Below are 20,594 nucleotides of genomic sequence, written 5' to 3'. Positions count from 1 at the left end.
AGCGTCCGTAGCGAGCCGAGTGGGGAATCGAGGCCAAATTTTCACGGTTTTGAGGATCATAGTGGCGTCTATGTGACGAAAAACCGGGGAAATTTGGACCGATTACCCGCCGGCGCACGACTGCATGGATGCAGGAGGTAGAGCAATGCAGGAGCAATTGCCGAGTAGGACGATCTCAAGTCCGACAGACTCCTAGAGGATAGGTCAGGCTTGCTCCGGCGGGTACCCCAGCGCTGCGCGTTGACCATAGCAACTTCGATGCCTACTCTGCCCACCTGTGAACGCAGCTGCTGCAAAAACCTGCTGGGACCAGGCGCGCTGCCTATTTTATTGCACCCCGAGGTGTCCGTTGCCCCCTGCCGTATCGCCCCCCATCGACCCCATTGCCGTCGCCCGCCGCGTTTTCGAAATTGAGGCCGAGGGGTTGACCGCCCTGGCCGGTCGCATCGGTCCCGAGTTTAAGCAGGCGGTCGATCTGATCCTCGCCTCGCAGGGGCGGGTGGTGGTGATCGGCATGGGAAAATCGGGGCTGGTCGGCAAGAAGATCGCCGCCACCCTGGCCTCCACCGGCACCCCCTCGTTTTTCGTCCACCCCGCCGAGGCGAGCCACGGCGATTTGGGGATGGTGGTGGCGGGCGATGTGGTGGTGGCGCTGTCGTACTCGGGCGAAACCGAAGAACTGACCCGCATCCTGCCGCTGCTCAAGCGGATGAGCATCCCCATTATCGCCATGACCGGGCGGATGGATTCGAGCCTGGCCCGCCATGCCGACATCCCCCTCGATACCGCCGTCGACCGCGAAGCCTGCCCCCTGGGGCTGGCCCCCACCGCCTCGACCACCGCCACCATGGCGCTGGGCGACGCGCTGGCGGTGGCGCTGCTGGAGGCACGCGGCTTCAAGGCCGAGGACTTCGCCAAATTTCACCCCGGCGGTAGCTTGGGTAAGCGATTGCTCACTCGGGTCAGCGATCTGATGCACGGGGGCGATCAGCTCCCCGCCGTGCTTGATCACGCCCCCCTGACCGATGCGATTCTGGCCATGACGCGGGGAAAGCTGGGGATGACCACCGTCCTCGACCCCCAGGGCAAGCTGGCCGGGGTACTCACCGACGGCGATCTGCGCCGCGCCCTCGACCGGGGAATCGACCTGCACAAGGCGAGTGTCGGCCAAGTCATGGGCCGCCATCCCAAAACCATCACCGCCGAACGACTGGCCGCCGAGGGGCTGGCGATCATGCAGAAATACAAGATCACCGCCTTGGTGGTGGCGGGTGAAGGGGGCGGGGTTGAGGGGATCTTGCACCTCCATGATTTACTTGATGCGGGGGTGGTCTGATGGGCGCCTTCAAAAACCATAGCGAGCGGCCCAGTTGCAAGGCGCACGGAGCGCAGCGGCTGAGGCGTATGAAGGAGCGAGCACCGCGCAACGCAGCAGGTGGGGTGCGCGGTAGGCTTTCGGAGGTGCCCAATGCTGCGCCCTAATCCCCACTGGACCCCCTCCCTGCTGCGCCGCGCCCGCAACATTCAAGGGCTGATCTGCGACATCGACGGGGTGATGACCGACGGCGGCATCGTCTACGACAGCGCAGGGGCCGAAACCAAACGGTTTCATGTACGTGACGGCCACGCCATTAAGCTGGCGGGGCGCCACGGTTTGAAGCTGGCGATCATCACCGGTCGTACCTCGACCGTGACCGCCCGCCGGGCCGAGGAGCTGGGCTTCGATTACCTAGAGCAACGGGCGCTGCGCAAGATCGAGGCGTTTGAGCGTATCGTCGCCGAGAGCGGCATCCCCGCCTCAAGCTGGGCGATGATCGGCGACGATGTGGTCGACGCCCCGGTGATGAACCGCTGTGGCTTGGCCGTCGCCCCTGGCGATGCGGGGCTTGAGATCGCTCGGCACGCCGATTGGCAAACCCCGAGTGAATCGGGTCGGGGGGTGGTGGCCGACGTCATCCGCCTGGTTTTGAGTGCTCGGGGCAAGTGGAGCGAGATCCTGGCCGGGTATGGCATCGCCCCCGGAGCGCGGCGGTGAAGCGGACCTGGTACCTGCTGGCCGGGGTCGCGTTGTTGGCGGTGGTCTTCTGGCCGCGCTCTCCCCACCCGTTGTTGTCTGAAATCCCCCCCGACGACCGCAGCCTGCGTTTAACCGATGCGACGGTGACCCGCCTCGATTCCGAGGGAAAACGGGTGGTACTGCACTCGGAGCAGATGACCCGTTTCGACGACGGACGGATCGCCTCCGGCCCCTTCACCTTGACCGAGGAGCAGGGGGGGGAAATCCGCTCCCTGAGCGCCCGCCGGGGCAAGGCGCAGGGCGATCTGATCGAGGCCCAGGGCCATGTGGTGCTCAAGGCAGGCGATGTGGTCGCCGATGCCGAGCGGGCCGAATACCGCCGCGACAGCGCTTTGATTCGGCTGACCGGAAATGTGGTCTTCAACTTTGCGGCGCCCCCCACCACCCTGCGCGGCCCAAGCGCCGAATACGATCTGAATGAGGGACGTTTGGTGATGGCCGAAGGGGTCAAGGGGGTGATGCCATGAAACGGGCGCTGTTGATCCTGATGCTGTTGGCCTGCCTGCCCCAGGCCTGGGCCGCCGAGGGTGAACCCCCGGTCGAGGTCAGCGCCGACCGGCTGGAGGGCTCACGCGCCGATGGGGTGGCCCACTTCATTGGCCATGTACAGGTGATCCGGGGCAGCCAGACCTTGAGCGCCGACGAGATGTGGATCAGCTACGCCGAGCAAACCCGCCAGGTCGCCACGATTCGGGCGGTCGGCACGCCCGCCAAGGTGGTGGAGGTGCGGCCCGCCCCGGCCCCGCTGCGCACCTTAAGCGCCGACGAGATCGTCTACGACGTAGCCGCCGAAACCCTGACCGCCACCGGCAATGCCAGACTGGAGGAGGGGGAGGATTTCGCGGTCGGCCACAGCATCGTCTTGGATCGCAAGGCCGACAGCAGCGTGATGGAGGGGGGGGGTGACGACGGCAAGGTCCACATGCGTTTCACCCCCAAAGAGGGCGGCAGCGATGAACGCTGAAGGGGTGACCCACCACCGCCTGAGCGCCCGTGGTTTGGTCAAGCGTTACAAGGGGCGCACGGTGGTCGAGCACGTCGATCTTGAGCTGACCTCCCGCGAGGTGGTGGGGCTTCTCGGCCCCAACGGGGCGGGTAAGACCACCACTTTCTACATGATGGTGGGGTTGGTCCCGGCCGACGAAGGGGTGGTCGAACTCGACGGTGAAATCATCACCACCATGCCGTTGCACCAACGGGCCCGTATGGGGATCGGCTACCTGCCCCAAGAGGCCTCGGTGTTTCGGGAGTTGAGCGTGGCCGACAACATCGAGGCGATTTTAGAACTGCGTGGCCTGGACCGGCAGGCGCGGCGGGATCGGGTCGATCTGCTGCTTGAGGAGCTGTCTCTGGGGCATGTGCGCGAAAGCCTGGGGCGGTCGCTGTCGGGGGGGGAGCGGCGCCGGGTTGAGCTCGCCCGGGTGCTGGCGCTGGACCCCAAGTTTGTGCTGCTCGACGAGCCGTTTGCTGGGGTCGATCCCATCGCGGTGGGTGAGATCCAATCCATCGTCACCCACCTGACCGGACGCGGCATCGGGGTGCTCATCACCGACCACAACGTGCGCGAAACCCTGAAGCTGGTCGACCGAGCCGCCATTTTGCACGCCGGAAGAATCCTGGTGACCGGCACCCCCGACGAGATCGTCGACAACCCCCAAGCCCGGGCGGTTTATCTGGGGGAGGGGTTTGCTTTGTAGGGGCGGTGAAGCCGCTTTGTTGGAACGCCGCCCCCGGCGCGATGAAACCAGGGTTTTTCTCTGGGGTTGCCCAATGGCTTCGGAGCTTGCCGGGCCAACCTGCGCAAGGGGCGAGGGGTGGGGGTTTCGGCGGCCCCTGCATCGGCGTCGGGGACGCCTCCTACAAAGGCGTTGAACCGCCTGGGTTTTTTGTAGGAGCGCCGCCCTCGGCGCGATTTGCAGGGGCAACCCGGCACCATCAACCCAAACCTTGCCCGAATGATCGATCCCAGCTTCGCTTCGGCCACAGAAGTGGCCTCCCACAAGCGGGGTCGAGCGGTTGGGTTCTTGTAGGAGCGGTTCCCGACCACGATGCCTTTCTCGGCCCTACCCGGATGTCTGGGCCTGCCGACCGCGATGCAATCCTGAATCTGGTTTTTCCGGGCCCAGCGCCCGTTTCGATAGAGGAGTACCCATCCACCATGGCTTTGTCCCAACGCCTTGACATCAAGCTTTCGCAACAACTGGTGATGACCCCCCAGTTGCAGCTGGCGATCCGTCTTTTGCAGATGTCGTCGCTGGAGCTGGGCGAGTACCTCAAAGAGGAGGTGGAGCGCAATCCGCTGCTGGAGGCAACCCTGCCCGAGCCGATGATCCACGCCTCGGACGAGGGGATGGGGACCGCCGCCGCCGCCGGAGCCGATGGCGACGCCCCCCAGGCACAGGTGAAAGAGAACGAAGATCCGACCATTGGCGCCGACCTGCCCTTTGACGCCAGTTGGGGGGAGGTGCTCTCCAGCAGCCCCAAGGGGCGCGACGAGGATGGCCCCGGGTTTGAGGCCTTTCTGACCAAGGCCGAAGACCTGCACGACCATTTGGAATGGCAGCTCAATCTGACCCTAGAGGGGCAGGACCGGGAGGTAGGGCTGCTGCTGATCGACACCATTGACGACAACGGCTATCTGAGTCAGACGGTGGAGGAGCTGGCCGACCAGTTCGATCTCGATCCCGAAGAGGTCGACCGGGTTTTGATGATTTTGCAGGGGTTCGATCCGGCGGGGGTGGGGGCCAGAACGGTGGAGGAGTGCCTGAAGCTTCAGCTCCCCTCGATCCGAGATCTACTCCCCCCCGAGCTTTCGAGCCTAGAGGGGCAGAGACTGCTGGCGACTCTGATCGACCGGGAGCTGCCCAACTTGGCCCGGCGCGACTTCGGCAAGATTGCCACCCGCATGAGCAAGCTTTTCGGGCGCGAGATCGACGAGGCGCTGGTGATTGCCGCCTTTGCCGCCATTCAAGCGCTCAGTCCCAAGCCGGGGCTGCAATTTGCCAGAGATGAGGCGGGCTACATCATCCCCGATGTGTTGATTTCGCAGCGCGAGGGGCGCTTTCGGGTCGATCTCAACCCCAACGCCTTCCCCAAAGTAATGGTGAACGGCGCCTATGCCGATGAGCTTAAAGGGGTTTTGAAAGACGAAGAGGGCAAACGCTTCGTGCAGGACAACCTGCAACAGGCCCGCTGGCTCAAGCGCTCGCTCGAACAAAGGCAAGAAACCATCCTCAAGGTCGCCGCCGCCATCGTCCGTTATCAAGAAGACTTCATGGAGCAAGGGCCCAGCGCCCTGCGCCCCCTGGTGCTGCGCGACATCGCCGAAGAGGTCAACCTGCACGAATCGACGGTGTCCCGGGTGACCAACGGCAAATACATGGCCAGCCCCTTCGGCATCCGCGAGTTCAAGTTCTTCTTCACCTCGAAGGTCTCCGGCGACGACGGTGATGTTTCATCGACGGCGGTCAAAGAGAAGATCAAGGCGCTGGTCGAGGGCGAGGAGCCGACCAAGCCGCTATCGGATCAGACCCTGGCCGAGATTCTGTCGAAGGATGGGGTCAAGGTGGCTCGCCGTACCGTGGCCAAGTACCGCGAACAACTTGGAATTCCCTCGTCGAGCGAGCGACGCCGGTTCGGGTAAACAGCGACGCACGGGAAGCCGCGAAGAACAGCAAAAACAGTTTCTTGGGGGCTGATTTGCTCCAGAAGCGATCCGAATGCGGGGCTTTCCATCAGGGCCCGCTCATCCCGATCTTGCCGAGGGGCGAGCCGATCAACCCCCGCCGCTACAACGAGCAAGCTTGTGGGGTTATGAAGCCTCTTTTTGTAGGAGCGCCGCCCTCGGCGCGATGATTTGTGGCCGCTGAAGCGCCACCGGGTTGCCGCGAGTTTGCAGGCGGCGACCGATCCCCCCGCCGCCACAAAACGGCAAATTCATGGGAGTGAGACGCTGCGTCGCGTCCTGTTTGGTTCGGGGGGCAAACGGCGGCCACGACGGAGCGTGGCCCTCCAACATTCGGCAAAAGGGGCGGGGTTTTCAGAGACAGCCCGCTCATCCCGATCTTGCCGAGGGCGAGCCGATCAACCCCCGCCGCTACAACGAGCAAGCTTGTGGGGTTATGAGGCCTCTTTTTGTAGGAGCGCCGCCCTCGGCGCGATGACTTGTGGCCGCTGAAGCGCCACCGGGTTGCCGCGAGTTTGCAGGCGGTGACCGACCCCCCCGACCCTCGCCCTTCGGCACGTTCAGGATGATCGGAGGCTCGGGTGAGCGGAAAACCAGGCCTGCTCCCGCCAGCCCCGACCGTCCGTTTTGGGGGTCTAGCCCGGTCTTAAGGGCGATACGCCGGGGCAGCGAAGGACCAGATTGCCGCGTATGTTCAGGCAGAGGTCGGAATCCCCCCGCAGCCCGGACGCCCCCCCAGGGAGGCCCCCTGTGACCCCCACCGAGGGCGCATGACCACCCCGTTGCTATCCCGCCGCGTCCGCCGCGAACAACGCACCATCGCCCTGATGATCGGCCTCTACTGCCGCGACCATCACGCCACCCCCCGTCACGACCAACCCCTGTGTGTCGATTGCCAAGCGCTGCACGACTACGCCATGGAGCGTATCCGCCGCTGTCCCCTGCTCCCCGGCAAACCCCAATGCTCCAAATGCCCCGTCCATTGCTACAAACCGGCGATGAAGGAGCGGGTGCGTGCGGCGATGCGGTATGCGGGACCGAGGATGCTGGCGCGGCATCCGTGGCTGGTGTTGATGCATTGGATCGAGGGAAGGAGGAGGGTGGAGCTGTCTGAGAAAACGGGGCGCGGCGGTTGAAGCGCGGCGGATCAAAGGGCGCGCAGCACCTCGGTCAACCCCAGGGCCGGAACGACCTCGACGTTCTCAGCCAGCGGATACCCCTGCGCCACCGGAGCCACCACGTAGGTTTGGTCCAGTTGTAAATCCTGCCGCGCTTGCCAGAACCCCTTGGTAACGGTTGGGGCGCTGGCGTATTTGACCTCGATCCCGATCCGCCGCCCCCCCTTTTCGGCCACGATGTCCATCTCGGCCCCCGCCGCGGTGCGGTAGAACGAGAGCTGCCAGCCGGGGGGGATCAGCAGGGCGACCTGTTCCACCACCCACCCCTCCCACGAGGCGCCGAGGATGGGGTGGCCCGCCAGGGTGTCGAGGCTGTCGATCCCGAGCAGGGCGTGGAGCAGGCCGCTGTCGCGCAGGTAAACCTTGGGCGATTTGACCAGCCGTTTGCCCAGATTGGCGTGCAGCGGCGGCAGGCGGCGCACCATGTAGGTCGCTTCAAGAATATCGAGGTAGTGGCCCGCCGTGGGGGCCGAAACCCCAAAGTTGGCCGCCAGCCGCGAGGCGTTCCAAAGCTGGCCGTGCAGGTGGGCCAGCATCTGCCAAAAGCGGCGCAGGGTGGCGCCGGGAACCCGAATGCCGAAGGCGGGGATATCCCGCTCCAGATGGGTGGTGACGAAGGCGTCGCGCCAAGCCAGGGAATCGGCCTCGGAGGGGGCCAGCCAACTCATGGGGTAGCCGCCCCGCAGCCAGAAGCGGGGGAGGTCGCTGGAGGTGGGGGCGATTTCGCTTAGGTCGAAGGGGGCCAGTTCATGGAAGGCGATGCGTCCGGCCAGCGATTCCGAGGTTTGGCGCAGCAGATCGGGGGAGGCCGAGCCGAGCAGCAAAAACCGACCCGGCCTGCGCCCCTCGTCGATCAACGACCGCAACACCGCAAACAATTCGGGTCTGCGTTGCACCTCGTCCAGCACCACCAGCCGGTCGGCCAAGCGCCCCAAAAACAGCTCGGGATCGGCCAGCTTGGCCAGGTCGGAGGGGCGTTCGAGATCGAGGTACTGGCTGTCGGGGTATTGCGCGGCAAGGTGGCGAGCCAAGGTGGTTTTACCCGCCTGACGCGGCCCAAGCAGCGCCACCGCCGGAAAGCGGGCGAGGTCTTGAGCCACAAGGGGGGTGAGGCGTCGGGTTAGCATTGGCGCATATTGAAAGCCTATGTTTCGATTTTCAAGGAAGAATGCGCATCAAGGCGCATGACCGCCTGCCTCCACCCGCCTATCCAGGTTGGTAGGAGCGCCGCCCTCGGCGCGATCAGCCGTAAGAAACGTGCGACACCATCACCCCCAACGGACTAAGTCCTGTGGACCCTCAAGCCCCTAAAAAAACAGCCGACTGAGTTGGAAGTATCCAATCGCGGTGGGGGCGGCGCATGGCCCCGCAGGGGGGGCAGAAAATGGGTATGGGGGTGGGACGATCACCTGCGGATTTCGTACCCCACCACCTGCCGGGCGGCTGTGGGGTCTAGGTCGGCCAGGCGGCCCATCAGGGCGGGCAGGGAATCTTTGCCGGACTCCAGGGTGGTCAGCAGGGGAATCGGCTTTTCGCTGACCACCGCCAGGATGGTTTCGACCGTGCGCTGGATCCCCTCGGGCAAGGTTGCGGTCAGCAGCAGACCGGCCTTTTCCTGATCGGGGGAGGGGACCACCAACGTTTGCCCGGCGGTTACCCGATTTTCGGGGAACCAGGGGTTGGGCAGGATGGGGTAAACCAACCCCTCGGCATCCAGGCCCATCAGGTACAAAAACCCATTGCCGCTGGCCTTCACCTGCACCCGCAGTGTTTCGCCGTGGCTGAAAATCGCCTCGCTCAAGGGCTTTCCGCCGGGGCGGGTCTGTAAACCGAACTGTGTATCTGCGTTTTGAGTAATTCACGCCAGAGCCGAAACCGGGAGTCGTTCCTCACCGAACATGATGAGGAAAGTCTGTAGTGCCGGTTTCCAGTGGTGGATGGATCGCCATCGTTTGGAGGCGTGAAGGACGGCCGGGGCGGCAATCCCGAGATGAACCCCTTCGTCCGTTTCGGTGCACAACTTCCCTCTCTGAAGGTGTCGTCGAGCGCCGAATTCATCAGCCGGGATTTGCGCCGCACCAATCCATTTCTGGCCGACTTCACTGTCCGCCACGATACGCAATACATCTGCCTTACCCCCTTGCTCAAAGAACAGGGATTACTGGTGGGATTGGCGGTGATGCGTACCGCACGACAAGGTGAGATTTCGGAAGAGCAAAAAAAGATCTTCGCCGCCATCGCCCCCCATGTGCGGTCGGCGGTGCGCAGCCAGATGGCGCTGGAACATCAGGGGGCGGTGCTGATGGCAGCCGCACTGGAGGCGCTGTCGTTGGCCGTGTTCGTTTGCGACCGGGAGGGGGTGGTTCGGGCGATGACCCCAGCGGCGGAGACCCTGGCCGGGCAGGGAGGGCCGATCGGTTTGCGTCTGAACCGATTGAGGGTCGACTCGGCCCCTGAAAACAGCGCTCTGATGCAGGCCATGGCGGATGCCGCCGCCGATGTGTCGAGTTCTGTTGTCGGCACGGGGGCTGGCCCCATCGTGGTTCGTAATCCGAACGGGTTGCCCTTGGTGCTTGAGATTTTGAGGGTGCCCCGTCGCGAACACGGGTTCCGGTTCGATCCCCGTGTGTTGGTTGTGGTGCGCGGCGGCGGCTCGGTCGATCCGGGGCGTTTGGCTCATCTACTGCAGTCGATTTACGGATTGACCGCGGCGGAGACCGATGTGGCGCTGAGTCTGGCCGAAGGACGCCCCCCCGATGTCATCGCGGCGTCGCGCCAGCGGTCGGTGGGGACGATTCGGGTACAGATTCGGTCGTTGTACGGCAAGTTGGGGGTCAATCGGCAAAGCGAATTGTTGGCGTTGTTGCGGCAGTTGGGTTGATGCGACCCCCGTTCGTTTCGGTCCGATGTTCGATGTGAATAAGATCCGTCACACCCCTTGTTGCACCAGTCGGCCATAGCGCGAACCCGGGGCCGTCACGGCAGGCGCGTCGCCTCCGGATCGTTCCTCCGGCGCTACTTCGTACATGCTGGATCGCCATCCTCGCCAGTTGGGTCGGATCGAACCCTGAGTCGGCGGGGCTTACCCCTCCAACAACCGACGTGCCAGCAATGTCTGCATCTCCCTGCGCCCATCGGCGACCAAATGGATGTAGACCCGGTTGCCCGCGATGCGGTAGATCAGCCGGTAGGGTTTGAAGAGGAGTTGTTGGTATTCGGAAATCCCCAGAGTTAGCAGCTCCTTGGGACGGCTGCCCCGCTCGGGGTGTTCGGTCAGGCTGTGGGTCAGCACCAGCAGTTGTTCCAGCACATGGGCGGCGTGGCTTGGGCCGTTGGATTGGGCGATGTATTCGACGATGGCGGCAAGATCCCGCTCCGCCCCCTCGGTCAGCAGAACCTCGAAGGGGCGGGGAGTCATGGTTTGAGGTCCGCATGGTCGCGCAACCGCGCAGCTGCCTCTTCCAGGAGGGCAACCCGACCGGTTTCGATCTCCCGATGGCCCAGGGCCAAAATCTTGAGCAGCGCCAAGGTTTCCTGGGTTTGCTCGAATGTGGCGATATCTTGAAGCACCGCTTTAGCCTCGCCGTTTTGGGTGATGATCAGCGGCTGGCGGTCTTCGTTCAGTTGCGACAGCAGCTCGGCGGCGCGGGCCTTCAGTTGGCTGATCGGTTTGACCTGAGTGGAATAACGCATGGCGGCCTCCTAGGGGTTCGGATCGAATAAAGACCGAATTTAGTTCTTACGGGCAGTCAGGGCAACCGATCCCGCTCACGACCGAGGACTAAACCCCGTGTTTCTCCATCCGGTAATCCAGCGTATGCCGGGTGAGCCCCAGCAGCCGCGCCGCCGCCGACTTGTTCCCCCCGGTTTTTTCCAATGCCTGTTCGATCAACCGCTTTTCAAGGTCGGCCAGATCGATCCCTTCGGCGGGCAATTGCCAGGGTGAGGATGCGGTGGGGGTGGAACTCGGTTGCAGGCCGGGGAGCGGCGGGCTCAGGGTTTGGCCGGGGCGCAGCACCGCCCAGCGGTTGCACAGGTTGCGCAGCTCGCGCACGTTGCCGGGCCAGGGGTAACCCTCCAGCGCGGCGCAGGCAGCCTCGCTCAAGATCGCGGGTTGACGTCCGTAACTCTGGGCAGCCTCCTCCAAGAAACGGCGGGCCAGGGGGGCGATCTCCTCCGTGCGGCGGCGTAGCGGCGGCACATGCAGCGGCAGAGCGCTCAGGCGGTAAAAAAGGTCTTCGCGAAAATCGCCGCTGCCCACCATCGCCTCAAGATCGCGGTGGGTCGCCGCCACCACCCGCACATTCACCTTGCGCCCTTTGTCGCTCCCCACCGGGGTGATCTCCCCCTCTTGTAAAAAACGCAGCAGTTTGACCTGGGTGGCCAGCGGCAGGTCGCCGATCTCGTCCAAAAACAGGGTGCCGCCGTCACTCTTGGCGATCCGCCCTTCGCGGGCACCCTGCGCCCCGGTGAAGGCCCCGGCGGTGTGGCCGAAGAGCTCGGCCTCGACCAGGTGTTCGGGCAAGGCGCCGCAGTTGACGATCACCAGCTCGCCGTCGCGCCCCGAATGGGCGTGGAGCGCCCGCGCCACCCCCTCCTTGCCCGCCCCCGATTCCCCGGTGATGAGCACCGTCAGGTCGGTGTCGGCCACCGCTTTGGTCTCCTCCATCACCTGTTTCATGGGGGCGCTCAGGACCAGCAGGTCGCGCTCCTCCCCCAACTGCTGTTTCAGCCGCCGGTTTTCCTCTTTGATCTGGGCTAGGGTGAGTGCCCGCTCCACGGTTGCCAGCATCACCTCCTGCGGATAAGGCTTGATGAGGAAGTCGACCGCGCCGCTCTTCATCGCCTCCACCGCCGTCTTGACCGAGGCGTAGGCGGTCATGACCACCACCGGCAGGGAGGGGAGCCGTGCGTGCAAATGGTCGATCAGCGCTTGTCCCTCCATCTTGGGCATGCGCAGGTCGGTGATGACCAAATCGGGGGGGGAGGCCAGGGCCAGGGCGAGCCCCTCCTCGCCGTTGGTGGCGATGGCGGCGGCATGGCCCGCCTTCTTGAGCTGGAACGAGAGCGTCTCCCGGATGCCAGGGTCGTCGTCGACGATGAGGATGTCAGCCATGCGGATGCTCCGAGGCGGGTAGGGTCAGTTGGAAGGTGGTGCCGGAGGGGGTGCTTGCGAGCAGCGCCAGCTTGCCCCCGTTGGTGGCGGCCAGCCGCGAAGATGTCGCCAGCCCCAGCCCGGTCCCCTCGGCCCGTCCGGTGGCAAAGGGTTGAAAGAGCTTGGGCAGAATGTCGGGGTCGATCCCCCCCCCTTGGTCGGCCACCGCGATGACGACCCGACCGCCCTCTTCGCTCAAGGTCAGCCGGACCTCGCCGCAGCCCTCCATCGCCTGGGCGGCATTGAGGATGAGATTGAGCAGGATCTGCTCGATCTGTCCCGGATCGGCCAGCACCGCGGGTGCTTCACCCCCGATGGAAAAGTCGATGCGAGGCTCCCCCAGTTGGGCGATGCGGGCGACCTCTTCGATGAGGGGCAATGGCTGAAAGAGATGGATGTCGGGCTCGGGGGGGCGGGCGTAGTCGAGGATGGCCCCGGTCAGACGCTCCAGACGGGCGATGTCGCTGCCCATCCGCTCCAGAAACCGGGCCTCTTCGTGACCAGCCAGAGGCTCGCGCAAAATATCGACCGCCCCCTGCATGGCGGTGAGGGGATTGCGGATTTCGTGGGCGATCCCGGCGGAGAGTTGCCCCAGCGAGGAGAGCCGGTCGGCGCGGGTGAGCTGTTCGAAGGAGGATTGCAGCTCCTTGAGGGCGCGATCACGCGCATCGGCGGTGGCGCGGCGCTCCTCCAGCTCTTTTTGCAGCCGGTCGCGCAAGAAACCGACGATTCCCCCCACCATCAGCAGCAGGGTCATGTCGGCAGCTTGGGCGCTGAGGAAGAGATCCTGGGCGTCGGGGGCCAGCATCATGTGGCCGTGGTGGGGGTAGAGGAAGGCGGCCATGGCGGCCACCACCAGCCCTCCGGTCAGTCCCGACCAAAACCCCGCCAGAATCACCGGCACGAAATAGAGCTTCTGCACCAGGATCATAGAGAGATTGTGCTCCATCCCCATGTGCAGGTTGTTGTGCAGGTAAGTGATGATCACCAGCAGGGTGACGATCACCCCCCATTGGGTGGTGGGAGCGGGGTGGAGCCAGCGTTGGGATGTCATGGGGTGGGATCCCCGGTGGAGTGATTTTCTCTCGCTGGGTGGAGGAGAGAGGGGGCAGGCGGGAGCGGTTGAGCCAGGGTGGGGCATCCACCCCTCACCCTAACCCTCTCCCCTGAGGGGCGAGGGGACAGAAAGGCGGCGTGGTTGGCCCGTAGGAGCGCCGCCCCCGGCGCGATTGCGTCTGAGGCGATGTGGTAGGAGCGCCGCCCCCGGCGCGATGCTCTTTCGGCGGGCGCGGTGGGATCGCCCGGAGACCGGGCTCCTACACCGGGGATGGGGGCGGTGGGGCAAGCGTGGGGGGCGTTGCTGCTGCGGCCACCCCTCACCCTAACCCTCTCCCCTGAGGGGCGAGGGGACAGAAAGGCGGCGTGGTTGGCCCCGTAGGAGCGCCGCCCCCGGCGCGATGCTCTTTCGGTGGGTGCGGTGGAATCGCCCGGAGACCGGGCCCCTACGCCGGGGATGGGGGTTGGGGAGCAAGATTGAGGGGCGTTGCTGCTGCGGCCACCCCTCACCCTCTCCCTCTCCCCTGAGGAGGGGCGAGGGGACAGAAAGGCGGCGTGGTTGGCCCGTAGGAGCGCCGCCCCCGGCGCGATTGCGTCTGAGGCGATGTGGTAGGAGCGCCGCCCCCGGCGCGATGCTCTTTCGGTGGGTGCGGTGGAATCGCCCGGAGACCGGGCCCCTACGCCGGGGGTGGGGGTGGGGGAGCAAGATTGAGGGGCGCGGGTGACGTTCGGGCAAAAAAAACGGCCCCGGTGCAACACCGGAGCCGTATCAGGGAAGGAGGATAAAGCCAAACCCAACTGAGGAAGTGGCTGGATCATCCCGATTGCGCGCAGGGGGCGACGTGAACGATTCACGGGGGTGTGAGGAATGCACAAGTTTTGGGTGGGGAGGGCAGGGCGTTGTTGGATGGGTGCACCCTTCGACGGGCTCAGGGTGAGCGGGCGTTGTTGGGCGGCGTGGCGCTTGTTTGACGGATGACCCAATACAACCCGACCATCCCGAGCCCCGTTCATCCTGAGCCCCGACGAAGAACGACGGGTGCTCCGATCAACCTCCGCCCCCAGCGCAAATCCCACGCCCCCCCCCATCAATGGGCCTCCAACCAGTTGTCGCCCACCCCGATCTCCACCTCCAGCGGCACCGTCAACGTCACCGCCCCCTCCATCGTCTTTTTGATCAGGGCGCAGGTCTGATCCACCAGCCCCTCCGGCGCCTCGACCACCAACTCGTCGTGCACCTGCAAGATCATCCGCGCCGGGCTGCCCGCTGCTTGTAAGGCGGCGTGCAGGTCGATCATCGCCCGTTTGATGATATCGGCCGCCGAGCCCTGCAAGGGGGCGTTGACGGCGGTGCGTTCGGCGTATTGGCGCAGCATCGGGTTTTTGCCGTTGATCTCCGGCAGGTAGCAGCGGTGGCCGAGCAGGGTTTCGACGTAGCCGTTGGCGCGGGCATCGACCAGCACCCGATCCATGAAATCGCGCACCGTCGGGAACTGGGCGAAGTAGGCATCGATGAAGTCGCCCGCCTCGCCCCGGGTAATCCCAAGCTCCATGGCCAGGCCAAACGCACTCATGCCGTAAAGAATGCCGAAGTTGACGATCTTGGCCCGGCGGCGCATGTCGCTGTCGACCTGCTCGGGATCGACCCCGGAAATGGCGGCGGCGGTGGCGCGGTGGATGTCGTGGCCCGACTGGAAGGCTGCGATCAGGTTGGCGTCGCCCGAAAAATGGGCCATCAGTCGCAGCTCGATTTGCGAGTAGTCGGCGGCGATGAGTTTACAGCCCGGCGCGGCGACGAAGGCCTTGCGGATGCGCCGCCCCTCCTCGGTGCGGATCGGGATGTTTTGCAGGTTCGGCTCGGTGGAGGAGAGCCGTCCGGTGGTGGTGATCGCCTGGTTGTACGAGGTGTGCACCCGCCCGGTCTCGGGAAGGATCAGCTTAGGCAGGGCGTCGGTGTAGGTCGATTTGAGTTTGGCCAGCGACCGGGTTTGCAGAATCAGAGCCGGGACCGGATGCAGGTCGGCCAGGTTTTCGAGCACCTCCTGCGAGGTCGACCAGGCGCCGCTTTTTTTCGAACGCTTGCCCCCCGGCAGTTGCAGCTGATCGAACAGCACCTCGCCGAGCTGCTTGGGGGAGTGGATGTTGAACTCGACCCCCGCCTCCTTGATGACCTGGGCCTCAAGGTCGGCGATCTGGGCGCCGAACTCCTGGGACAGGGCGGCCAGGTGATTCGGGTCGATCCGCACCCCCGTCCATTCCATGTCGGCGAGCACCGCCATCAGCGGCAGCTCAATGGCGTCGTGCCGCGCCACCCGATCCTCATCGTGCAAACGGCGGCGCAGCAGGTGACTCAGCCGCAGGGTGACCTCGGCATCCTCGGCGGCGTAGGGGGCGGCAGTCTCCAGCGGCACCTTGTCGAAGGTGATCTGTTTGACCCCCTTGCCAGCCACCTCTTCAAAGCTAATGCAGGTGTGGCCCAGGTAATCCTGGGCGGTGTTGTCGAGGCTGGGGGGGTATTTGCCGGGGTAGAGGCAGTAAGCCAGCAGCATTGAGTCGTCCGCCACGCCGCGCAGCGCAATGTCGTAACGGCGCAGAATCTGGGCGTCGTACTTCAGGTTGTGGCCGCACTTGGGTTTGGCCGGGTCTTCGAGGATCGGCTTGAGGGCGGCGAGTACCCGGTCGCGGGGCAATTGCACGATCTTGCCCCCTTCCAACCCCAGCGGGTCGGCGCTGACGTGCCCCACCGGTACATACCAGCCCTCGCCCGGTTTTACCGCGAAGCAGAGGCCGACGATCTTGGCCTGATGGGGGATCAGGGAGGTGGTTTCGGTGTCGACGGCGATCAGGTCGGCGGCGCTCAAGGCAGCGAGCAATTCGGAGAAGGTCGTTTCGTCCTGCACCGTGCGCACGTTGAGCTGCGCCGGAGCGTCGTCGAACTGGGGCGAGGGGGTGCCGGCGTTGCGCAATATGGCGCCGAATTCCCGGGTTAGGGTTTTGAATTCAAGTTCGGTGAACAGCTCCACCAACTGAGCAGCGTCGGGATCGGTGACGGTCAGATCGTCCAAGGTGGTCGGCAGCGGGGTCTGCTCGTCGAGCCCCACCAGTCGGTAAGCGAGCCGGGCGGTATCGGCGTATTCCAGCAGTGCCTCCCGGCGTTTGGTCTGCTTGACCTGCCCGGCGTGGGTCAGCACCCCTTCGAGATCGCCGTATTCCTCAAGCAGCGCAACCGCCGTCTTGGGGCCGATGCCGGGGACGCCGGGGACGTTGTCGCTGCTGTCGCCGGTCAACGCCAGCAGGTCGCGAATACGATCTGGCCCCACCCCCCACTTGCCCTTGACCCCTTCGGCGTCGTAGCGGGCATCCTTCATGGTGTCGAGCTGGACGACATGGCCGCCGACCAGCTGCATCAGATCCTTGTCGCCCGAAACGATGGTGACCTGCCAGCCTTGAGCGCTCGCCTGCCGGGCCAGGGTGGCGATGACGTCGTCGGCCTCATAGCCGGCGATTTCGAGCAGGGGGAAGCGGAAGGCGCGGGTGACCTCAAGAATGATCGGCCACTGCGGGACCAGATCCTCCGGCATCGGGGGGCGGTGCCCCTTGTAGTCGGGGAAGATCTCGTTGCGGAAGGTCCCCCCTTTGGGGTCGAAGGCGACCGCCACATGGCTGGGGGCCAGCTTGTCGAGGACCGAGCGGATCATCTGCACAAACCCAAAGACCGCGTTGGTCGGCTCCCCCTTGGAATTGCTCAGAGAGCGAATCGCGTGAAAGGCCCGAAAGACGATGTTCGAGCCGTCGATCAGCACCAGATGGGGACGGACGTGGGGGGTCTCGGTCATAAAAAACCTTGGTTTCAAGGGCGGTTTGTAGAGGGTGTCGACCGGAATGGTACCCCGAATCGAGGGAAGATCCCGCCTTGAAAGAAGGGGGTTTTAATCACGTATAAACTTTGTTGAATATAACTTTTGCCCACGGTGGGTTATATCCTCAAAGATAACATCACAGCTGGGTTTACAAGGTGCTACATTCGATCCTTAAGGATCGTCGGAAGCGGTCCTTCACCACCCAATATCACATCAACGTGAGAGGAGTATGCCATGGCACGAGTCGTCATCATCGGTGCATCGACGGGTGGGCTGCCCGCCGCGTACGAAATCCGGGAAATCCTGGGCAAAGAGCACGAAGTCCAGGTGATCTCCAACGTGGAGAACTTCCACTTCGTCCCCTCGAACCCCTGGGTGGCGGTGGGCTGGCGAACCCGTGCCGACATCTCCTTCCCCCTGCGTCCTTACCTCGAACGCAAAGGGATCAAGGTCAACACCACCGGCGCGACCAAGATTGATCCCCCCAACAATCAGGTCACCTGCGGCGACGGCTCGGTCATCGACTACGACTACCTGGTGATCGCCACCGGTCCCAAACTCGCCTTCCACGAGGTCGAGGGTCTTGGGCCGGAGCACCACACCCACTCGGTTTGCTCGGTCGATCACGCCGAGAGCGCCTACGAGGCGTGGAAGGAATTCGTCAAAGAGCCCGGCCCCATCGTGGTCGGCGCGGTGCAGGGGGCCTCGTGCTTCGGCCCCGCCTACGAGTTCTGCATGATTATGGATACCGACCTGCGCAAGCGGAAAATCCGCAAATCGGTCCCCATGACCTTCGTGACCGCCGAGCCCTATGTCGGTCATCTCGGTCTGGGCGGGGTCGGCGATTCCAAGGGGCTGCTCGAACACGAGCTGCGCGAACGCGACATCAAGTTCATCACCAACGCCAAGGTTTTGAAGGTCGAGGCGGGCAAGATGACCATCGCCATCCACAACGACAAGGGCGAGGTTGTCGAAGAGAAGGAGCTGCCCTTCAAGTATTCGATGATGCTTCCCGCCTTCCTCGGGGTCGACGCGGTGAAGGCGGTCGAGGGGCTGAACAATCCCCGCGGCTTCGTGGTGGTCGATTCGCATCAGCGCAATCCCAAGTACCCCAACATCTATGCCGTCGGGGTCGGTATTGCCATTCCCCCGGTCGAGGCGACCCCGGTTCCCACCGGAGCCCCCAAGACCGGCTTCATGATCGAATCGATGGTCACCGCCACCGCCCACAACATCCGCGACGCCATCGCCGGCAAAGAGCCCCATGAGTCGGCGACCTGGAACGCCATCTGCCTGGCCGACCTGGGCGATACCGGCGCCGCCTTCGTGGCGATGCCCCAGATTCCCCCCCGCGATTACATCTTCTCGAAGAAGGGCAAGTGGGTGCACGCCGCCAAAATCGCCTTCGAGAAATACTTCATCCGCAAGATGAAGAAGGGGACCTCGGAGCCCTTCTACGAGAAGGGGCTGCTCTCCATGATGGGGATCGGCGGCAAGCTCAAGTCCGGTCGCGGCTAGTCGTTATTGTCGGACCGAGGCTGAAACCCAAAACCCCCGCAGGGCGACCTGCGGGGGTTTTTTGTTGGGGGCTGAGGTGTGGCGAGGTGGAAAGCGTAGGTTGGATAAGCGCAGCGCATCCGCCAACAGGGGGTAGGGCGACCCCGTTCTTTTCAATGCGGGGCCTTCGCCGCGGACCCTTTCGATGCGACGCGCAACGGGTTTCGGCGCGGCGGCGGATGGATGCACCGACGTGGTGGATGCGCTGCGCTTATCCACCCTACGACGCACCCGGCGTCAATCCACAAAAAGCCCGCCACAGGGCAACCCGTGGGGGGCTTTTTTGAAGCGGCGATCCCCTTACTGCGGCAGTTTGGGATAAGAGACGTAGGGCATGTCGCCGGTCAGCGCTTCGAGGAAGGCCTTGATGTCGCCGACCTGGGCGTCGTTCAGATCTTGATCGAGCTGGACCTTGGCCATAGTGCGGATGGCGGTTTCAAGGGTGGGGGCCGAGCCGTCGTGGAAGTAGGGGGCGGTCAGCGCCACATTGCGCCACGACTGCACCCGGAAGTAATGGTCGTCCCCCTTGTTTTTGGTGACCTCCATCCGCCCCTTGTCCTTGCCGTAGTTGAACTGGGCAAAGTCGTTGTTGGTGAACAGGGGGCCGGAGTGGCACGAGGTGCAGCCGATCTCGTCGACCAGGTTCATTCCCCGCTTGGCGGCGTCGGAGATGGCACCATCATCGCCCTGCACATAGCGGTCGAAGGGGGCGTTGGGGGTAACCAAGGTCCGTTCAAAGGCGCCGATGGCGTAGCCAACGTTCTTGTAGGTTAAGCCGCTGGGCCCGAAGACCGCCTCGAACTGCGCCTTGTAACCGGGGATGGCGGCTAATTTGCTCAAAACCGATTTTTCGTCGGGCATCGCCATTTCAACCGGGTTGAGGATTGGCCCGATCGCCTGCGCCTCGACATCGGCGGCGCGGCCATCCCAGAACTCCGAAGACCAAAAAGCGGAGTTGAACACCGTGGGGGCGTTGCGTCCGCCGCGCTTGAATTGATGCCCCAGGCTGGTTGGCTGATTGTCGACCCCGCCGGTTCCCAGGTTGTGGCAGGTGTTGCACGAGATCATGTTCGAGGCCGAGAGGCGGGGATCGAAAAAGAGCTGTTGGCCCAGCGCCACCTTGGCGGCTGTGATCGGGTTGTCGGCTTTCTGCGGGGCCAGGGAGGGAAGGATCCCCATGCCCTCGGGGACGCGGTCGGCAGCCAGGGCCGGAACGCTCAGTGCAGTGGCGACCAGGGTGACGGCCATGCCTGCGGTCAAAGTTAAACGGGAGACGGATAGATGCATTTCATGCTCCTTTTTGGTGAAACGAAGGCAGGGGAGATCCCCGTTCGTGTTTCTTGGCGACCGCGTTTTTGACAGGAGGTGAAAACCTAGGGGCACCTCAAAAAAGCTGGCGTGCGTGAGAGGGGCTCCGAGCTCCTCAGGCTCAAAAGGTTCCATCAAGGTCCGAAGCCAGACGCCATTCAACATAGGGGGGCAAGTCACTTGGTGCCGAGGATAAACCAAGTGATGACACCTGGCGCCCAGAGGGTGGCTAGGAGTCTGTCGGACTTGAGATCGTCCTACTGCGCCGGCGGGTAATCGGTCCAAATTTCCCCGGTTTTTCGTCATATAGCCACCACTATGATCCTCAAAACCGTGAAAATTTGGCCTCGATTCCCCACTCGGCTCGCTACGGACGCTCAAGCCCGACAGACTCCCAGAATAGTGATTGCCGGTTTGAATGGCATTTTCGATTTTTTGGGCTGACATAGCCGTAACTATTCAGCCCCTCCCATCCCCCCGGTTTTTCCCTACGGGTTTTCTTTCATAAAGAGGGGTTGGTTACCTTCGAAGAGGAGGGTCAGGGCTGGGGTGGGACCGATGCCGTGTTTGCGGCAGGTCGACAGGTAGCTGCGGATGCGGCAGAAGATATCGGCGCCCTCTTTGGAGCGGAAGCATCCTGAGATTTTCTGGTGCAGCTTGACCATACGGATGTCGTTTTCACCCTGGTTGTTGGTGAAGGGAACCAGCGGATTGTCGA

17 protein-coding genes and 1 pseudogene are annotated in these 20,594 nt (G+C 64.0%); 9 read left to right on the top strand and 9 right to left on the bottom strand.

Annotated features, from left to right (window positions below; all coding sequences use genetic code 11):
• Positions 1-349: 349 nt before the first annotated feature.
• From AUJ55_09980 to AUJ55_09950, 7 genes are all read left to right on the top strand, one after another.
• Positions 350-1,336, top strand: coding sequence for a D-arabinose 5-phosphate isomerase (locus AUJ55_09980; GenBank protein ID OIO55855.1), 987 nt, complete (start codon positions 350-352; stop codon positions 1,334-1,336).
• Positions 1,337-1,468: 132 nt separating this feature from the next.
• Complete coding sequence (locus AUJ55_09975; GenBank protein ID OIO55854.1) at positions 1,469-2,035, top strand: hypothetical protein; 567 nt, start codon at positions 1,469-1,471, stop codon at positions 2,033-2,035.
• The gene (locus AUJ55_09970; protein ID OIO55853.1) at positions 2,032-2,544 is read left to right on the top strand and encodes a hypothetical protein; all 513 of its coding nucleotides are present in this window, start codon (positions 2,032-2,034) and stop codon (positions 2,542-2,544) included. Before AUJ55_09975 ends, AUJ55_09970 begins: the two co-directional genes overlap by 4 nt.
• Positions 2,541-3,041 carry a lipopolysaccharide transport periplasmic protein LptA gene (locus AUJ55_09965; protein ID OIO55852.1) on the top strand — a complete coding sequence of 167 codons (501 nt, stop codon included), beginning with the start codon at positions 2,541-2,543 and terminating at the stop codon, positions 3,039-3,041. The genes AUJ55_09970 and AUJ55_09965 overlap by 4 nt, the downstream gene beginning before the upstream one ends.
• The gene (locus tag AUJ55_09960) at positions 3,031-3,774 is read left to right on the top strand and encodes an LPS export ABC transporter ATP-binding protein (GenBank protein ID OIO55851.1); all 744 of its coding nucleotides are present in this window, start codon (positions 3,031-3,033) and stop codon (positions 3,772-3,774) included. Before AUJ55_09965 ends, AUJ55_09960 begins: the two co-directional genes overlap by 11 nt.
• Before the next feature lie 461 nt (positions 3,775-4,235).
• Positions 4,236-5,720 (top strand): RNA polymerase sigma-54 factor, encoded by a 1,485-nt coding sequence (locus AUJ55_09955; GenBank protein OIO55850.1) that lies wholly within the window; start codon positions 4,236-4,238, stop codon positions 5,718-5,720.
• An 812-nt stretch (positions 5,721-6,532) separates the two neighbouring features.
• On the top strand, positions 6,533-6,898 hold the full coding sequence (locus AUJ55_09950; protein ID OIO55849.1) for a hypothetical protein: 366 nt from the start codon (positions 6,533-6,535) through the stop codon (positions 6,896-6,898).
• Between the two features lie 11 nt (positions 6,899-6,909).
• Here the strand turns inward: AUJ55_09950 and AUJ55_09945 are convergent, their stop codons facing one another.
• Together AUJ55_09945 and AUJ55_09940 are read right to left on the bottom strand one after the other, a co-directional pair.
• Positions 6,910-8,067 carry an ATPase gene (locus tag AUJ55_09945; protein OIO55848.1) on the bottom strand — a complete coding sequence of 386 codons (1,158 nt, stop codon included), beginning with the start codon at positions 8,065-8,067 and terminating at the stop codon, positions 6,910-6,912.
• Positions 8,068-8,345: 278 nt separating this feature from the next.
• Positions 8,346-8,741 carry a hypothetical protein gene (locus AUJ55_09940; protein OIO55847.1) on the bottom strand — a complete coding sequence of 132 codons (396 nt, stop codon included), beginning with the start codon at positions 8,739-8,741 and terminating at the stop codon, positions 8,346-8,348.
• 159 nt (positions 8,742-8,900) lie between these two features.
• On the opposite strand from AUJ55_09940, the gene AUJ55_09935 reads away from it, so the two are divergent.
• Complete coding sequence (locus tag AUJ55_09935) at positions 8,901-9,821, top strand: hypothetical protein (GenBank protein ID OIO55846.1); 921 nt, start codon at positions 8,901-8,903, stop codon at positions 9,819-9,821.
• Between the two features lie 201 nt (positions 9,822-10,022).
• On the opposite strand, the gene AUJ55_09930 is transcribed toward AUJ55_09935, so the two are convergent.
• From AUJ55_09930 to AUJ55_09910, 5 genes are all read right to left on the bottom strand, one after another.
• Entirely contained in the window at positions 10,023-10,358 is a 336-nt protein-coding gene (locus AUJ55_09930) for a plasmid stabilization protein (GenBank protein ID OIO55845.1), read from the bottom strand.
• Positions 10,355-10,633, bottom strand: a complete 279-nt coding sequence (locus AUJ55_09925) for an antitoxin, Phd family protein (protein ID OIO55844.1) — start codon at positions 10,631-10,633, stop codon at positions 10,355-10,357. Before AUJ55_09925 ends, AUJ55_09930 begins: the two co-directional genes overlap by 4 nt.
• 88 nt (positions 10,634-10,721) lie before the next feature.
• A complete protein-coding gene (locus tag AUJ55_09920; GenBank protein OIO55843.1) occupies positions 10,722-12,056 on the bottom strand; it encodes a hypothetical protein in 1,335 nt (444 codons plus the stop codon).
• Positions 12,049-13,149 (bottom strand): hypothetical protein, encoded by a 1,101-nt coding sequence (locus tag AUJ55_09915; GenBank protein OIO55842.1) that lies wholly within the window; start codon positions 13,147-13,149, stop codon positions 12,049-12,051. The genes AUJ55_09920 and AUJ55_09915 overlap by 8 nt, the downstream gene beginning before the upstream one ends.
• Before the next feature lie 1,090 nt (positions 13,150-14,239).
• On the bottom strand, positions 14,240-16,987 hold the full coding sequence (locus AUJ55_09910) for a DNA polymerase I (GenBank protein ID OIO55841.1): 2,748 nt from the start codon (positions 16,985-16,987) through the stop codon (positions 14,240-14,242).
• Positions 16,988-17,245: 258 nt separating this feature from the next.
• On the opposite strand from AUJ55_09910, the gene AUJ55_09905 reads away from it, so the two are divergent.
• Positions 17,246-18,529 carry a pyridine nucleotide-disulfide oxidoreductase gene (locus tag AUJ55_09905; GenBank protein OIO55840.1) on the top strand — a complete coding sequence of 428 codons (1,284 nt, stop codon included), beginning with the start codon at positions 17,246-17,248 and terminating at the stop codon, positions 18,527-18,529.
• Positions 18,530-18,868: 339 nt separating this feature from the next.
• On the opposite strand, the gene AUJ55_09900 is transcribed toward AUJ55_09905, so the two are convergent.
• Positions 18,869-19,855: a cytochrome C peroxidase gene (locus tag AUJ55_09900; GenBank protein ID OIO55839.1), complete on the bottom strand. Its 987-nt coding sequence runs from the start codon at positions 19,853-19,855 to the stop codon at positions 18,869-18,871.
• Positions 19,856-20,364: 509 nt separating this feature from the next.
• Positions 20,365-20,594, bottom strand: a pseudogene (locus tag AUJ55_09895) (transposase).

The organism is Proteobacteria bacterium CG1_02_64_396, from assembly GCA_001872725.1.
GTDB lineage: Bacteria > Pseudomonadota > MNWR01 > CG1-02-64-396 > CG1-02-64-396 > CG1-02-64-396.
This window is presented reverse-complemented; position numbering and strand designations above follow the sequence as displayed.

Bases quoted from the DNA above. Each gene is read 5' to 3' on its own strand.
- AUJ55_09975 (OIO55854.1), top strand. From the start codon at position 1,469: ATGCTGCGCCCTAATCCCCACTGGACCCCCTCCCTGCTGCGCCGCGCC.
- AUJ55_09965 (OIO55852.1), top strand. From the start codon at position 2,541: ATGAAACGGGCGCTGTTGATCCTGATGCTGTTGGCCTGCCTGCCCCAG.
- AUJ55_09960 (OIO55851.1), top strand. From the start codon at position 3,031: ATGAACGCTGAAGGGGTGACCCACCACCGCCTGAGCGCCCGTGGTTTG.
- AUJ55_09955 (OIO55850.1), top strand. From the start codon at position 4,236: ATGGCTTTGTCCCAACGCCTTGACATCAAGCTTTCGCAACAACTGGTG.
- AUJ55_09950 (OIO55849.1), top strand. From the start codon at position 6,533: ATGACCACCCCGTTGCTATCCCGCCGCGTCCGCCGCGAACAACGCACC.
- AUJ55_09945 (OIO55848.1), bottom strand. From the start codon at position 8,067: ATGCTAACCCGACGCCTCACCCCCCTTGTGGCTCAAGACCTCGCCCGC.
- AUJ55_09930 (OIO55845.1), bottom strand. From the start codon at position 10,358: ATGACTCCCCGCCCCTTCGAGGTTCTGCTGACCGAGGGGGCGGAGCGG.
- AUJ55_09925 (OIO55844.1), bottom strand. From the start codon at position 10,633: ATGCGTTATTCCACTCAGGTCAAACCGATCAGCCAACTGAAGGCCCGC.
- AUJ55_09920 (OIO55843.1), bottom strand. From the start codon at position 12,056: ATGGCTGACATCCTCATCGTCGACGACGACCCTGGCATCCGGGAGACG.
- AUJ55_09915 (OIO55842.1), bottom strand. From the start codon at position 13,149: ATGACATCCCAACGCTGGCTCCACCCCGCTCCCACCACCCAATGGGGG.
- AUJ55_09910 (OIO55841.1), bottom strand. From the start codon at position 16,987: ATGACCGAGACCCCCCACGTCCGTCCCCATCTGGTGCTGATCGACGGC.
- AUJ55_09905 (OIO55840.1), top strand. From the start codon at position 17,246: ATGGCACGAGTCGTCATCATCGGTGCATCGACGGGTGGGCTGCCCGCC.
- AUJ55_09900 (OIO55839.1), bottom strand. From the start codon at position 19,855: ATGCATCTATCCGTCTCCCGTTTAACTTTGACCGCAGGCATGGCCGTC.